The following is a 15931-nucleotide window of genomic DNA, read 5'->3' as shown; positions in this document are numbered from 1 at the left end:
GAGACTGGAGTATTTATGAATCCAGAAGCGTTGATAGATCAGGCTATTTCCATTGCAACCCAAGCGGGAAAATTGATTCGTGAGATCTACCAACAGGGCAGTTTTGAGCGTGAAATAAAGGACGACAATACGCCGGTGACCTCTGCGGATATCGCATCACATCAACTGATTGTTGAGCGGCTGCAGCAACTCACGCCCGATGTGCCAATCCTCTCTGAAGAAGACGCCGATATCCCACTGGCACAACGGCAACAGTGGCCGCGCTATTGGTTGGTTGACCCCCTTGATGGCACTGGTGAGTTTATTGCGGGGAGTAATGATTTCTCGGTGATCATCGCGCTGGTTGAAAACCATCGTCCGGTCATGGGCATTGTCTATGTGCCGATGACCGAAGTTTGCTATTTTGCGCTGGCGGGTAAAGGTGCATACAAGCAGATTAATGGCAGCATCAGCCGCATTCAAAGCAAACAACTGTCTACGGCGACTGAGCAGCATCTGCGCTTGGCGGTGAGTCGTCGTCAAGATCCGAAAAAGGTGCTGGGATTATTTCAGCATTCCACTCAATGTGAACTGGTTGTCCTCGGTGGCGCGGCATTAAAAAGTTGTTTGGTTGCCGAAGGGGAAGCAGACTGCTACGTGCGGGTTGGCCCTACCGGCGAATGGGACACAGGTGCCGCGCAAATCATTATTGAGGAAGCCGGTGGGCAACTGCTGGATATCGAGTTGCAGCCGCTCACCTATAACGAACGCGACAGTTTGTTAAATCCCGACTTTATCGTTCTGGGATCGCCCAATCTGCAATGGCATAAAATTCTCAACGCCAGCTAATCACGCTTGCGGCTGGCGCTGATCTAACCATTGATTCAGCGCCAGTTGATTACCGCGAAATACCACTCGTGCACTTTTCTTGGCTAACTGATACTCATACATCGGATCGTAGTATTTGGTCAGCAACATGCCAATCCACTCTAAATGCAGTTGCGGATTATTGCGCTGCACCTGCTCATTAATTGCGGCATCAATCATGGCGATAAGCTCATCCGCATTTTGATGACCGAGTCGTTTACGAATGCTGTTAATACTCTGGTGCAGATAGTCAGTAAAGGCGCTCAAACCCGCTCGTTCACCATCGCGGCGGATAAAATCCGTCAGCATAATATCCACATATTCGTGGCGAAGTCGCTGCAGGCGTTGCTCGAACGTGGTTTCGAGCACGATCACATTGGCTTGTTGCATTCCAGCATAGAAATCTTTAGGGATGGCATTACGGCCGATCAGATAGCTTTCATCTTCAAGCAATAGCAGATGCGGGCTGCGTTGCTGATGTTTTAACAATGCAACTGCCAATTGGTTTTCAAAGTTAATTTGGGTCGGCTGTGGCGTGGTCTTCTTACCAAAACTAGAGCCCCGATGATTAGCTGAGCCTTCCAAATCAACTGCTTCCTTACGTGCGGCGAGAAACTCAGTCTTACCTGAACCGGTAATACCTGACAGCACCAGCATGTTTTGCTGCTGTGGCGCGTGGTCGATGACATTGATTAAATGCTGCCGCATCGCCTTGTAGCCGCCAGCGATATAGGGGATTTCTATGCCCGCATCTTTTAGCCATTGCTGCGAGATTTGCGATCTTTGACCGCCACGGAAACAGTAAAATAATCCGTTAGGATGCGCGTTAAAAAAGCTTAGCCAAGCGTCAACCCGTTGCTGCTTGGTCACACCTTGCACCAATTGATGGCCAAGGGTTAAGGCGGCGTCAGGGCCTTGCTCTTTATAGCAAGTGCCTACTAACTCGCGTTCACGGTCGGTCATTAGCGGCAGGTTGTGGCTGGTAGGAAAAGCGCCTTTGGTAAATTCAATGGGGGCACGCAGATCGACCAGCGGCCGATCTTCAATAAACAGCGCATTGTAATCCGATGCGGGGTAAGTCACTTTGGTCATTTACAGGTTAATCCACTGCGGGCCGCGTGCGGTCAGTTCACCCACCACAATCGGCGCAATGCCGGCTGAACAGAGGGTATCCACTAAGCTCGCTTCTGCCTCTGGTGCCACGGCAATCAACAAGCCGCCACTGGTTTGCGGATCACATAACAAGGCCTTTTGCTCTTCGGTCAGCTCAGGGAGATGCTCGCCGTAGCTATCAAAATTACGCTGAGTACCACCTGGAATACACCCGAGAGCCAAATAATCGCGCGCTTTGGGCAGCAATGGTAATGCAGCCACATCAACAGTAGCACTGAGATTCGAACCTTGGCACATCTCTAATAAGTGGCCGGCTAAACCAAAACCGGTCACATCGGTCATGGCATGCACGCCAGCAATTTTAGCGACGTCGGCACCGACTTTGTTCAACTGACACATGGCCTCTGGGGCAATCAGCACATCTGCATCAGCCAGCTTTTTCTGTTTCTGCGCCGTGGTCAGAATACCGATGCCCAACGGCTTGGTGAGATACAGCTTGTCTCCAGCCTTTGCGGTATCGTTTTGTTTGAGGTGTTCCAGCGCTACTGTACCGGTCACTGCCAGGCCGAAGATTGGCTCCGGCGCATCAATACTATGGCCGCCGGCGAGCATAATGCCGGCGTCAGCACAGGCTTGGCGGCCGCCATCAACCACTTGCTGCGCAACTTCGGCCGACAACTTGTTAATCGGCCAGCCCAGAATTGCAATTGCCATAATTGGCTTACCACCCATGGCGTAAACATCGCTGATGGCATTGGTGGCGGCGATGCGGCCAAAGGTAAACGGATCATCCACAATCGGCATGAAGAAGTCGGTGGTGCTGATGATGCCGGTGTGATCATCGAGTTTATAAACCGCGGCATCATCACGACTGTGGTTGCCCACTAATAAGTTGGGATCTACAAATTCCGGTAACTGGGACGCCAAAATAGTGGTCAAAACTTTAGGCGAGATTTTGCAACCGCAACCAGCGCCATGGCTGTATTCGGTCAGCTTGATAGGATCTTGCGACATAAAAACGGGTCCTGAACGTTACAACAGAACCCGTGATCATAAACCGATTACATCACACTACAAGATAGCGCTGTCATGTTCCGCGATAATATTCAGCATCGCTTATGCTATTTGGGCGGTGAATTGCTGCCAGCGTTTTAGCTGCTGGTAGAATTTTTGCCGTAATAAGGCTGCTTGTTGATGTAAATCTTGCTCTTTTAGCTGTTGCCCTTTTGCTTCTAAAGCTGCCTTCTTTACGCGATAGTAATCGGCCAAATGTTGCTTGAGCTGCTCATATTCATGCTGCAATTGTGACATCAACTGTTCTGCATTCGGCATCCGCGCAAGTTTTTTCTGCGTTTGCTTTAACTGCATTTGTAGCTTGGCCGCTTCAATCTTCTCTTCAGGCACTTGGCGTAGCTCGGTCGCTAGGCCCACGGCGGCAAAGCCGTTAATCATCCATTTGGTTGGGTCGTAATGCCACCACCGAATACCGTTGCGATAGTCGTGTTCAAAAATATGGTGGAAGTTATGGTAGCCCTCACCATAAGTCAGAATCGCTAAAAAGCCGTTATCACGGGCGGTATTCCTATCTGTGTAAGGCTGCGAACCCCAGACATGAGCCAGCGAGTTAATAAAGAAAGTACAGTGATGCACTAACACCAAACGCAGCAAGCCTGCCAATAACAGCATCGACATCACGTCGCCATTCAACCAGCCAAGCAACGTGGGTAACCCCACGTTCATTGCCAGTGCTAACCACAAATAATATTTGTGTTGCCACATCACAATCGGGTCATTTTGCAGATCGCGGGCATTTTGATAATCGCTATAACGCTCAGGCTGATACTCACGCAACATCCAGCCGATATGACTAAACCAGAAACCCTTGTTCGCTGAATAAGGGTCTTTGTCATTATCGTCAACATGCTTATGGTGTACTCGATGGTCGGATGCCCAATGCAAGGCACTGTTTTGAAATGCTAAAGCCCCACCCAGCACATACATAAACCGCACAAATGGGTGGGCTTTGTAGGCCTTATGAGACCATAAGCGATGGTAGCCGCCAGTAATCGACATGCCTGAAGCAAATACCAAAATAAAAAAAGTGAACCATTCTATTGCGTCAAATCCGTTGACTACACCATGCCAAGGTACCCAAATCACGGCGCCAGAAAAGGTCAAAGTGAAGAAAATGACATTAAGCCATAGAATTCGTGGTTTGTTCATAACTCTACTTTCCAACATGTTTTAGCTTACAAGTGTAAGCTAAAATAATGTAAAAGCCTAATCACAGCCTGTATGCTTTAGTCTGTGTTTAACGCATAAACTTGGTATTATCTTGCTAACTGGTTCAGAACAAGGAAAAAACATGGGCGTAAGAGCACAGCAAAAAGAGAAAACACGTCGTGCATTAGTGGATGCCGCATTTAATCAATTAAGTGCCGAACGTAGTTTTTCCAGCTTGAGCTTGCGAGAGGTCGCCCGTGAGGCAAATATTGCCCCTACTTCCTTCTATCGCCACTTTAAAGATATGAATGAATTGGGCATGACCATGGTGGATGAGGGTGGCTTAGCTCTGCGGCAGATGATGCGTAAAGGGCGCCAACGTGCCGATGCGGGTGGAAGTGTGATTCGTATATCGGTGGAAACCTTTATGGAAGTGCTGGATTCCAATCCCAACGTGTTTCGTATTTTGCTGCACGAACGTTCGGGCACTTCTGCACAATTTCGTGCTGCGGTAGAGCGCGAGATTGACCACTTTATTTCGGAGCTATCGCACTTCATTGAAGAAACGGCTAACCGTAACATTGACCTTGCGCGAGTGCAGGCCGAAGCGTTAGTGATTTTGGTGTTTAACGCAGGCGCCGCCGCGTTAGATATGAAGCGGGCGGATCGCAAACTGTTAGCTGAGCGCTTGATTACTCAGTTGCGCATGGTGGTTAAAGGGGCAGAAGCCTTGCAGCAGCGTATGGAACATCCTGAACATCGTACGCGGCTACAAGACCGTTAATTATTGTTGCTTAGGCTGGTTTTCGGCTCAGCATTACCCCAGCTTCCACGTGTTCTGTGTAGGGAAACTGATCAAACATAGCAAAGCGAACTATCTGGTGAGTTTGGCTTAACTGTTCTAGGTTGTTCGCCAGTGTCTCAGGGTTACACGAGATATAAAGGATGTGCTCATAGCCCTGCACCATCGCTAGAGTCGCTTGATCTAACCCAGCACGTGGTGGGTCGACAAAGATGGTGTTGCACTGATAGCTTTGCAGGTCGATGTCACCTAAACGTTTAAATTCACGCTTACCGGTAATTGCGTCACTAAAATCTTCCGCCGACATACGAATGATCTGCAGGTTTTCAATCTTATTGGCGGAAATATTGTATTGTGCCGATTCTACCGATGGCTTGGCCAACTCGGTCGCTAATACTTTATTGAAGTTTTGCGCCAAGGCTACCGAGAAGTTGCCGTTACCACAGTAAAGCTCAAGCAGGTCGCCTTGACTGTTTTGGGTACAGTCGAGCGCCCATTCCAACATCTTCTCAGCCACTTTAGCGTTTGGCTGAGTAAAGCTGTTTTCGACTTGTTGATAGGTATATTGGCGACCATTCACACTCAGTTGCTCAACAACAAACTCGCGGTGCAACACGTGCTTCTGTTTGCGGGCGCGACCAATAATATCGACTTTGAACCGTTGCGATAAACGTTGTTTAAGTGTTTCTGCTTCAGCCAACCAATCTTCACCCAGTTGACGATGATAAAGCAGCGACACCAAAATCTCGCCAGAAAGCGTGGAGAGAAAATCTACTTGGAACAATTTGTGGCGCAACACCATATTGGGTTTAAGTTCTTCAACCAGCTCCAGCATCATCTCATTGATCAGTTCGCTTGCAGGCAGAAACTGATCACAGCGCTGATTGGTTTTCAGTTCCTGATCAAAAACGCAGAAATAAAGGTCATCACCGTCGTGCCACACGCGAAACTCTGCTCGCATACGATAATGGGCCGGCGCTGATGCAAATACTTCCAACGTTGGCGCAGAAAAAGGCGCAAACGCCTGTGTCAGCGATTGCTGCTTTTCAGCTAATTGCTGTGGATACAGTGCTGGATCCATTGATGAGAGTTTCATGAAACGGTTCTCCGGTGTAAAAACGGCCGCAATAGTAAACATATCGTTGCTATAGCTCAAGCAAACTGACTATTTGCTGTGGCAGCATTTTGCAGTTTTGCAATCGCTATGAAAAAATAGCCTGTCATTTCGCATTCGCCCAACGACAGCGTTAAGTGACCAGCATCATTCAAATCAGGGGTTGAAATTGTCGCAGTCAATTTTAGTGTTCGACTCGGGTGTCGGCGGATTATCCATATTGGCGGAGATCCAAGCGTTGTTGCCGCAGCATCGCTACCATTACCTGTTCGACAATGCTCGGCTACCTTACGGCGAGTTAGAAGAGCAAACCCTGATCAGCGGCTGTGTTGAACTTCTGGTCCCGCTAGTCGCGCAAATCAAGGCCGACATTCTGGTTATCGCTTGTAACAGTGCCAGTACTTTGGTTTTACCCGCATTAAGAGAGCGACTCACAATTCCGGTTGTTGGGGTTGTGCCCGCAATTAAACCTGCCGCGAAGCTAACTCAAAGCAAACATATTGGCTTACTCGCTACGCCCGGTACCATCAAACGCCGTTATACCCATGAACTTATTGCCCAATATGCGCAAGACTGCCATGTAGAACTATTTGGCAGTTCAGAACTCGTCATGCTGGCCGAGCAAAAGTGCGCTGGTATCGCACTCGACCCAGCAGTGTTCCGTCAGCTGTTGCAACCTATCATCAACACCCATATCGATGTATTAGTCTTGGGCTGTACCCATTTCCCAATGTTGAAAGCGGAAATCTCAGCCGCATTAGGCGAGGGCGTTACCTTACTCGATTCAGGCGCCGCCATTGCGAGACGGGTACAACAACTGTTGCAACCGAATATTGAACCGATGTCTGCGGAACCGGATATTGGACTGGTTGCTGCCTATTACACTGGAACGTTAAGTCACGGGCTTGAGCAGCTATTACTGCAGCAGGGATTTCAGGGCATAAAAAAACTGACCGCCAAGGGTCAGTTTTTAGTAGCTTAATAAAGCTGAGCGAGAACTTACTTCTCTTCGGCCTCCGCATCTTGCGATTTTGCTTCGCGAACCTTCAAGGTACGTTCTTGAAAGATGGCATCATTGAGTTTAGATAATGCCTTCTTTGCGCCGTCCTCGGTGATTTCCACAAAACCGAAGCCTTTACGGCGTCCAGTCTTACGGTCTCTCACTAATCTCACGGAGTTCACGGCACCGTATTGCTCAAACAGAGTTTTCACTTCAGCTTCGTTAGCACGATATGGCAGGTTACCAACATAAAGTGTGGTCATCGGCCCAGCAACTTCCGCGGTAACAGCACCACTATTAGAAGTAGTAGGAAGTGCGACGAATACTAACGCTGACGCAAGTGCGCCAATAACAAAGGCAATATAAGCAGGTAATGCTGGCGCTAAGAAGGCGATAGCCAGTGCCCCGAGTGCTGCAATCAGGGCAACCACAAGCAAAGATTTTTGCATAAACAGAAGATCTCAAAAAATAACTAATTGGCAATAATTTGTTAACAAACCTTGCTATGGTAATGAATTATTTGGTTTTAAACTAGTGCTTGACCGGATCGAGGCATCATTTCGACCAATAAATCCGTCAAAATTGGGAAATAACGCATGTTTTTGCCGCATAAAACAGCGTTTCGCTGAAAAGATCGGCAAGCGATCTTTTTTTTTGCAAAAAGGGGTTGCGCGGTTTTCTGATGTCCCTATAATGCGCACCCACTGAGACGGCACAGCGCGAAAGCAAAGGCGGTTGAGGTGGTGATGAGGATGACTCATCGCAAGGCGAAAATAAGTTTGAAATCAAGCTTGACGCCTGAACGGGGAAGTGTAGAATGCGCAGCCCTGACCTGAAGCGAGTTCTTCAGGCTGCTCTTTAACAAGTTATCAAGCAATCTGTGTGGGCACTCTCAGGTTGATATATCGACAACGATTTATCGACTTTATGAAGAGTGTTCATACGAACAGAATTCATTAGAGTCAAAACTTTCAATTGAAGAGTTTGATCATGGCTCAGATTGAACGCTGGCGGCAGGCCTAACACATGCAAGTCGAGCGGCAGCGGGGAGTAGCTTGCTACTCTGCCGGCGAGCGGCGGACGGGTGAGTAATGTCTGGGAACTTGCCCATTCGAGGGGGATAACAGTTGGAAACGACTGCTAATACCGCATACGCCCTACGGGGGAAAGGAGGGGCTCTTCGGACCTTCCGCGAATGGATAGGCCCAGATGGGATTAGCTAGTTGGTGAGGTAAAGGCTCACCAAGGCGACGATCTCTAGCTGGTTTGAGAGGATGATCAGCCACACTGGAACTGAGACACGGTCCAGACTCCTACGGGAGGCAGCAGTGGGGAATATTGCACAATGGGGGAAACCCTGATGCAGCCATGCCGCGTGTGTGAAGAAGGCCTTCGGGTTGTAAAGCACTTTCAGCGAGGAGGAAAGGTTAGTAGTTAATACCTGCTAGCTGTGACGTTACTCGCAGAAGAAGCACCGGCTAACTCCGTGCCAGCAGCCGCGGTAATACGGAGGGTGCGAGCGTTAATCGGAATTACTGGGCGTAAAGCGTGCGCAGGCGGTTTGTTAAGCGAGATGTGAAAGCCCCGGGCTCAACCTGGGAATTGCATTTCGAACTGGCAAGCTAGAGTCTTGTAGAGGGGGGTAGAATTCCAGGTGTAGCGGTGAAATGCGTAGAGATCTGGAGGAATACCGGTGGCGAAGGCGGCCCCCTGGACAAAGACTGACGCTCATGCACGAAAGCGTGGGGAGCAAACAGGATTAGATACCCTGGTAGTCCACGCTGTAAACGATGTCTACTCGGAGTTTGGTGTCTTGAACACTGGGCTCTCAAGCTAACGCATTAAGTAGACCGCCTGGGGAGTACGGCCGCAAGGTTAAAACTCAAATGAATTGACGGGGGCCCGCACAAGCGGTGGAGCATGTGGTTTAATTCGATGCAACGCGAAGAACCTTACCTACTCTTGACATCCACAGAATCTGGTAGAGATACCTCAGTGCCTTCGGGAACTGTGAGACAGGTGCTGCATGGCTGTCGTCAGCTCGTGTTGTGAAATGTTGGGTTAAGTCCCGCAACGAGCGCAACCCTTATCCTTACTTGCCAGCGGGTAATGCCGGGAACTTTAGGGAGACTGCCGGTGATAAACCGGAGGAAGGTGGGGACGACGTCAAGTCATCATGGCCCTTACGAGTAGGGCTACACACGTGCTACAATGGTCAGTACAGAGGGATGCGAAGCCGCGAGGTGGAGCCAATCTCTTAAAGCTGGTCGTAGTCCGGATCGGAGTCTGCAACTCGACTCCGTGAAGTCGGAATCGCTAGTAATCGCAAATCAGAATGTTGCGGTGAATACGTTCCCGGGCCTTGTACACACCGCCCGTCACACCATGGGAGTGGGTTGCACCAGAAGTAGATAGCTTAACCTTCGGGGGGGCGTTTACCACGGTGTGATTCATGACTGGGGTGAAGTCGTAACAAGGTAGCCCTAGGGGAACCTGGGGCTGGATCACCTCCTTACCTAAGCGATATATGATTTGATGAGTGTTCACACAGATTGCTTGCTGATGAAGCAAGTCATTAGTTCTTGTTAACTAATGTGCTCTTTAACAATTTGGAAAGCTGATAGTAGAGATTAAATAGCGATATTTAATCGAAATTGAGTTCTCAAAATACTTCAATCAAGTGTTTTGGATATTCATGTGTTCGAAAGGACACAATCAAGGCGAAAACAAACCATATGGGTCGTGCATGCGATTCGGTCGAGGAAACTCATCCGGGTTGTATGGTTAAGCGACTAAGCGTATACGGTGGATGCCTTGGCAGTCAGAGGCGATGAAGGACGTATTAACTTGCGATAAGCTCAGATGAGGCAGTAAAAGCCGCTTGAGTCTGAGATTTCCGAATGGGGCAACCCACTTACATAAGTAAGTATCATTAAGTGAATACATAGCTTAATGAGGCAAACCGGGAGAACTGAAACATCTAAGTACCCCGAGGAAAAGAAATCAACCGAGATTCCCCTAGTAGCGGCGAGCGAACGGGGACCAGCCCTTAAGCTTTTGGGGTGTTAGTGGAATGCGTTGGAAAGCGCAACGGTACAGGGTGACAGTCCCGTACACGAAAACTAACCTTAAGTGAAAACGAGTAAGGCGGCACACGTGACATGTTGTCTGAAGATGGGGGGACCATCCTCCAAGGCTAAATACTCCTGACTGACCGATAGCGAACCAGTACCGTGAGGGAAAGGCGAAAAGAACCCCTGTGAGGGGAGTGAAATAGAACCTGAAACCGTATACGTACAAGCAGTGGAAGCGGTTCTTGAGACCGTGACTGCGTACCTTTTGTATAATGGGTCAACGACTTACATTTAGTAGCAAGGTTAAGCGAATAGCGGAGCCGTAGGGAAACCGAGTGTTAACTGCGCGTTTAGTTGCTAGGTGTAGACCCGAAACCCGGTGATCTAGCCATGGGCAGGTTGAAGGTTGAGTAACATCAACTGGAGGACCGAACACACGTCTGTTGAAAAAGACGGTGATGACCTGTGGCTGGGGGTGAAAGGCCAATCAAACCGGGAGATATCTGGTTCTCCTCGAAAGCTATTTAGGTAGCGCCTCGAGCGAATACCATTGGGGGTAGAGCACTGTTAAGGCTAGGGGGTCATCCCGACTTACCAACCCTTTGCAAACTCCGAATACCAATGAGTACTACTCGGGAGACAGACGGCGGGTGCTAACGTCCGTCGTCAAAAGGGAAACAACCCAGACCGTCAGCTAAGGTCCCAAAGTTATTGCTAAGTGGGAAACGATGTGGGAAGGCTTAGACAGCTAGGATGTTGGCTTAGAAGCAGCCATCATTTAAAGAAAGCGTAATAGCTCACTAGTCGAGTCGGCCTGCGCGGAAGATGTAACGGGGCTAAGCAATACACCGAAGCTACGGGTACATACTTTGTATGTGCGGTAGAGGAGCGTTCTGTAAGCCGTTGAAGGTGAAGGGGTAACCCACACTGGAGGTATCAGAAGTGCGAATGTTGACATGAGTAACGATAATGGGGGTGAAAAACCTCCACGCCGAAAGACCAAGGGTTCCTGTCCAACGTTAATCGGGGCAGGGTGAGTCGACCCCTAAGGCGAGGCTGAAAGGCGTAGTCGATGGGAAACGGGTTAATATTCCCGTACTTCTGCTAACTGCGATGGAGAGACGGAGAAGGCTAGGCCAGCGCGGCGTTGGTAGTCCGCGTTTAAGGTAGTAGGTGTTGTGCTTAGGCAAATCCGGGCACATTTACACTGAGAGCTGATGACGAGTCACTAAGGTGATGAAGTGGTTGATGCCAAGCTTCCAGGAAAATCTTCTAAGCTTCAGGTTAGTAGGAATCGTACCCCAAACCGACACAGGTGGTCGGGTAGAGAATACCAAGGCGCTTGAGAGAACTCGGCTGAAGGAACTAGGCAAAATGGTACCGTAACTTCGGGAGAAGGTACGCTCCTGTTGGTGATGAGACTTGCTCTCTAAGCTGACGGGAGTCGCAGATACCAGCTGGCTGCAACTGTTTATCAAAAACACAGCACTGTGCGAACTCGCAAGAGGAAGTATACGGTGTGACGCCTGCCCGGTGCCGGAAGGTTAATTGATTGGGTTATCTTCGGAGAAGCTCATGATCGAAGCCCCGGTAAACGGCGGCCGTAACTATAACGGTCCTAAGGTAGCGAAATTCCTTGTCGGGTAAGTTCCGACCTGCACGAATGGCGTAATGATGGCCAGGCTGTCTCCAGCCGAGACTCAGTGAAGTTGAAATTGCGGTGAAGATGCCGTATACCCGCGGCTAGACGGAAAGACCCCGTGAACCTTTACTATAGCTTGGCACTGAACATTGACCCTGCATGTGTAGGATAGGTGGGAGACTATGAAGTTAGGACGCTAGTCCTGATGGAGTCGACCTTGAAATACCACCCTTGCAGTGTTGGTGTTCTAACCTTGGCCCCTAATCGGGGTTAGGGACAGTGCCTGGTGGGTAGTTTGACTGGGGCGGTCTCCTCCTAAAGAGTAACGGAGGAGCACGAAGGTTGGCTAAGTACGGTCGGACATCGTACGGTTAGTGTAATGGCACAAGCCAGCTTAACTGCGAGACAGACACGTCGAGCAGGTACGAAAGTAGGTCATAGTGATCCGGTGGTTCTGAATGGAAGGGCCATCGCTCAACGGATAAAAGGTACTCCGGGGATAACAGGCTGATACCGCCCAAGAGTTCATATCGACGGCGGTGTTTGGCACCTCGATGTCGGCTCATCACATCCTGGGGCTGAAGTCGGTCCCAAGGGTATGGCTGTTCGCCATTTAAAGTGGTACGCGAGCTGGGTTCAGAACGTCGTGAGACAGTTCGGTCCCTATCTGCCGTGGGCGTTGGATGATTGAGAGGGGCTGCTCCTAGTACGAGAGGACCGGAGTGGACGAACCGCTGGTGTTCGGGTTGTCATGCCAATGGCATTGCCCGGTAGCTACGTTCGGAATCGATAACCGCTGAAAGCATCTAAGCGGGAAGCGAGCCTCAAGATGAGTCATCCCTTAGACTTTAAGTCTACTAAAGAGCCGTTCAAGACCAGGACGTAGATAGGCAGGGTGTGTAAGCGTTGTGAGGCGTTTAGCTAACCTGTACTAATGACTCGTGCGGCTTAACCATACAACCCCGATGGGTTTTGGTGAACCTTGATAGAATAAAGAAATACTTGATTTGAAGTATGAGAACGAACTACTAGAAAAAAGCAGCTTTCCGAATTATTGTTTTTGCCTAGAAGGCGGAAACAGAAAAGAATTTGTCTGGTGACAATAGCATTGTGGTCCCACCTGATCCCATCCCGAACTCAGAAGTGAAACACAATCGCGCCGATGGTAGTGTGGGGTTTCCCCATGTGAGAGTAGGTCATCGCCAGACGCCCAATTAGAGAAGGCCACCCAAACGGGTGGCCTTTTCACTTTGTGAGTTTTTAAATTTTCTTATAGAAAGCCGGTGTTAATTTAGACAGTTAAGCTGGTTTATTCGTCCAAAATTTGCTTGCAAACATCTCTTTATAGCATCTCAAAACTCGTTCTACTTGCGCAGCTATCATTTCAGTTCTGATTCAAAACGTGAGTTCTGCGTCACCAAACTAGTGTTCTATTGGTGCATTTATGCCCACTCTTGGTGCGATGTGAACTTTGTGGCGCAACGACTATTTCAGCTTAGTCGTTTTTTTCGGCGCTAATATCTCAATATGACTAGATCTATTGATTCTGACATAACCATTATTGGTGACGTTTTAAGCACTGATAAACATGGGGCGACGCACACTTTCAAAACTTATTAGTTACATAATATGTATACAATGTTTATTAACTGTACTGGATGTACATGGATTGGGCATAATTATTGCTGAATGTTAAGCTGTTGTTGATATGTATAGATAAAATAGAAGCATTGAGTCGATAAAGGATGCCCCATGAAGTCTAATAAGTCCCCCTACAGAGCAATTCCGTTTGGTTTGTCAGCGCTGAGTTTGGTCATTGGTAGTTTGTTGTTGCCAATGACCAGTTATGCGGATGATGAGGAAGTTACTGCTAACGCAGCTGAAGCTAGCAAACCAAAGTCTTCCGATGCTGAGATGCTGGAGCGCATCGAAGTGACGGCTACCCGTCGTGCTACCACCTTACAAGAAACCCCACTGGCGATTTCTGCATTGTCAGGAAACATGCTGAAGCATAACGGTATCACCTCGGTTGAAGAGTTTACCAAGATGGTACCAGGGATGCGTATTGAGGATAGCGGTCCAGGTTCTAAACGTATCAGTTTGCGTGGTGTTACCGCTCCCGGTGAAGGTACTGTGGGCGTTTACTACGATGAAATCCCGATCAGCGGTACTGTTGGTGTGAGCAGTGACGCCGGTGGTCGTACGCCTACTGCAGCGTTATTTGATGTTAACCGTGTTGAAGTTGTGCGCGGCCCTCAGGGCACCTTGTACGGCGCCAGTTCAATGGGTGGTGCTATCCGTACTATCTTCAATAAGCCGATTGACGGTTATGAAGGTGCGTTTGAAACCAGCTACGCCGATATTGCTCACGGCGGCGCGATGAAGTCGCTCGATGGTATGGTGAACGTGCCATTGGTAGAGGGTTTGTTGGCTGCGCGTGTGGTGGGTTTCCGCAAAACCAGTGATGGTTATATTGATAACGTATTTTTAGGTATTGATGATGTCAACGGTTCTACCAAGGAAGGCGGACGAGTGATGTTTCGTTTGACTCCTTCAGATGATCTGACCATCGATACCATGTATCTGTTGGATAAAACCGAAGCCGGCTACGGTACATGGAACCCTACCATTGGGGAGTATGAAACTGCTGCGCAAATCAATCAGCCGTTTACTGATACCACCAAGCTCTATAGTGGTACGCTGGAGTGGAACCTCGACTTTGCCACCTTGACTGCTGCAGTGGGTCACTTTAAACGTGCGACTGAATACAACATGGATGATAGCTACTATATCGATACCTATCTTACCGAAGATCGTTGTCAGTCACGTTGGAATGGTGGTGCCGCGTGTAGTAGCGAGCAGTTGTCGAACTATTACGATTACGTAAATAGCTTGACCCCTGCGGTATTGCAGCACAAAGGCTACATGACCAACAAAACCTATGAAGCACGTTTGACCTCAAATGATGCCAAGGTATTGGATTGGACTGTCGGTGCATTCTTCCAAAAACGTAACGACTATATTCAGTCGCAGGATGGTGGCGCGGACGCGGAGACCGGCAAACTGATCCGGCCGATGGAGCTGTTCTATCGTCGTTATATCATTGACGACTATGAGCAAAAGGCGGTCTTTGGTGAAACCACTTATCACGCGACTGAAAAACTGGACGTCACCGTTGGCCTACGTTGGTTTGATTATCAAAAGACAGTGACGGGCGAAACGACCGACGCGTGGGAGCTGATCAACGCCTTTACTCGTCCAAAAACCTCAGTTGAGTTCAGCGAAAGTGATTGGCTGTTTAAGGGTAACGTTTCCTACAGCATGACTGATGACATGATGTTCTACGCGACTGCCGCGCAAGGGTTCCGTCCGGGTGGTGCCAACAACGTTATCGGGTTGGCCGAGATGCTGACTGGCTATGAATCAGACTCACTGTGGAACTATGAAGTTGGCATGAAGAGTTCGTGGCTGGATCGCGATCTGCAATTCAATGCGGCGACCTACTTGATCGATTGGGACAACATGCAGGTGCGCGGTCGTACAACTGACGGTGCATTTTCATTCCTGTCTAACGCTGGTGCTGCGCAGATCATGGGCCTCGAACTTGAAGGCGGCTGGCGTATCACTGATGACCTGTTCATCTCGGGTAACGTTAACCTGTTAAATGCCGAACTGACGGAAGATCAGGTGAGTGATGTAGTACTGGCAGCAGGGCGCGATGGAGATCGTATCCCTTACATTCCAAAAGTGACCGGTATGTTGTCGCTCACCTACAACTTGCCGCAGATGTTGGCCGGTTATGACAGCTCGCTGCGCGCAGACGTTAACTATGTCGGTTCCTCTTACAGTGAGCTGAGCCCGAATAATGCCTACAACCTGAAGCTGGATTCATATAGTTTGACCAATCTACGCTTCAACGTGGATTCAACTGAATCAGGCTGGGGCTTCGCGCTATACGTCAACAACCTGTTTGATAAAAACGCCATCGTCTATAACTCAGGAAGCTCTTCCTATCCTAATGAGTTTGCTAACAGTGCGATGCCGCGAACCATTGGTGTGACCGTTCGTAAGGACTTCTTCTAATCACACTGTCGATGCCGCTACTCAGTTAGCGGCT

Annotated in this window: 9 protein-coding genes and 3 rRNA genes; 7 read left to right on the top strand and 5 right to left on the bottom strand. The window is 49.1% G+C overall.

Going from position 1 to position 15931, the window contains the following annotated elements:
* Nucleotides 1-15 precede the first annotated feature (15 nt).
* On the top strand, nucleotides 16-828 hold the full coding sequence (cysQ, locus tag JYB87_RS17635) for a 3'(2'),5'-bisphosphate nucleotidase CysQ (RefSeq protein ID WP_207354724.1): 813 nt from the start codon (nucleotides 16-18) through the stop codon (nucleotides 826-828).
* On the opposite strand, the gene mnmH is transcribed toward cysQ, so the two are convergent.
* The 3 genes from mnmH to JYB87_RS17620 form a co-directional block, all read right to left on the bottom strand.
* Nucleotides 829-1938, bottom strand: a complete 1110-nt coding sequence (mnmH, locus tag JYB87_RS17630; protein WP_207354723.1) for a tRNA 2-selenouridine(34) synthase MnmH — start codon at nucleotides 1936-1938, stop codon at nucleotides 829-831.
* Nucleotides 1939-2973: a selenide, water dikinase SelD gene (gene selD / locus JYB87_RS17625; protein ID WP_207354722.1), complete on the bottom strand. Its 1035-nt coding sequence runs from the start codon at nucleotides 2971-2973 to the stop codon at nucleotides 1939-1941.
* Between the two features lie 102 nt (nucleotides 2974-3075).
* Nucleotides 3076-4182 (bottom strand): fatty acid desaturase, encoded by a 1107-nt coding sequence (locus JYB87_RS17620; protein WP_207354721.1) that lies wholly within the window; start codon nucleotides 4180-4182, stop codon nucleotides 3076-3078.
* A 142-nt stretch (nucleotides 4183-4324) separates the two neighbouring features.
* On the opposite strand from JYB87_RS17620, the gene fabR reads away from it, so the two are divergent.
* The gene (gene fabR / locus JYB87_RS17615; protein WP_207354720.1) at nucleotides 4325-4966 is read left to right on the top strand and encodes an HTH-type transcriptional repressor FabR; all 642 of its coding nucleotides are present in this window, start codon (nucleotides 4325-4327) and stop codon (nucleotides 4964-4966) included.
* Between the two features lie 10 nt (nucleotides 4967-4976).
* Here fabR and trmA read toward each other — a convergent pair whose 3' ends face one another.
* On the bottom strand, nucleotides 4977-6080 hold the full coding sequence (gene trmA, locus JYB87_RS17610; RefSeq protein WP_207354719.1) for a tRNA (uridine(54)-C5)-methyltransferase TrmA: 1104 nt from the start codon (nucleotides 6078-6080) through the stop codon (nucleotides 4977-4979).
* 187 nt (nucleotides 6081-6267) lie between these two features.
* Between trmA and murI the strand changes: the two genes are divergently transcribed.
* Nucleotides 6268-7080, top strand: a complete 813-nt coding sequence (gene murI, locus JYB87_RS17605) for a glutamate racemase (protein ID WP_207354718.1) — start codon at nucleotides 6268-6270, stop codon at nucleotides 7078-7080.
* A gap of 17 nt (nucleotides 7081-7097) precedes the next feature.
* On the opposite strand, the gene JYB87_RS17600 is transcribed toward murI, so the two are convergent.
* Nucleotides 7098-7547 (bottom strand): RNA-binding protein, encoded by a 450-nt coding sequence (locus tag JYB87_RS17600; RefSeq protein ID WP_207354717.1) that lies wholly within the window; start codon nucleotides 7545-7547, stop codon nucleotides 7098-7100.
* 523 nt (nucleotides 7548-8070) lie between these two features.
* Here JYB87_RS17600 and JYB87_RS17595 point away from each other — a divergent pair.
* From JYB87_RS17595 to JYB87_RS17580, 4 genes are all read left to right on the top strand, one after another.
* Nucleotides 8071-9613, top strand: a 16S ribosomal RNA gene (locus tag JYB87_RS17595).
* Between the two features lie 267 nt (nucleotides 9614-9880).
* A 23S ribosomal RNA gene (locus tag JYB87_RS17590) occupies nucleotides 9881-12770 on the top strand.
* Nucleotides 12771-12906: 136 nt separating this feature from the next.
* Nucleotides 12907-13022 (top strand): 5S ribosomal RNA (gene rrf / locus JYB87_RS17585).
* Together the 16S, 23S and 5S rRNA genes form the textbook arrangement of a ribosomal RNA operon.
* Nucleotides 13023-13566: 544 nt before the next feature.
* Nucleotides 13567-15897 (top strand): TonB-dependent receptor, encoded by a 2331-nt coding sequence (locus tag JYB87_RS17580; RefSeq protein ID WP_207354716.1) that lies wholly within the window; start codon nucleotides 13567-13569, stop codon nucleotides 15895-15897.
* The last annotated feature ends 34 nt before the right edge of the window (nucleotides 15898-15931 follow it).

The sequence above is a fragment of the Shewanella avicenniae genome (assembly GCF_017354945.1).
Classification (GTDB): domain Bacteria; phylum Pseudomonadota; class Gammaproteobacteria; order Enterobacterales; family Shewanellaceae; genus Shewanella; species Shewanella avicenniae.
Note: the sequence above shows the minus strand (reverse complement) of the source record. Positions and strands in the feature narration are given on the sequence as shown.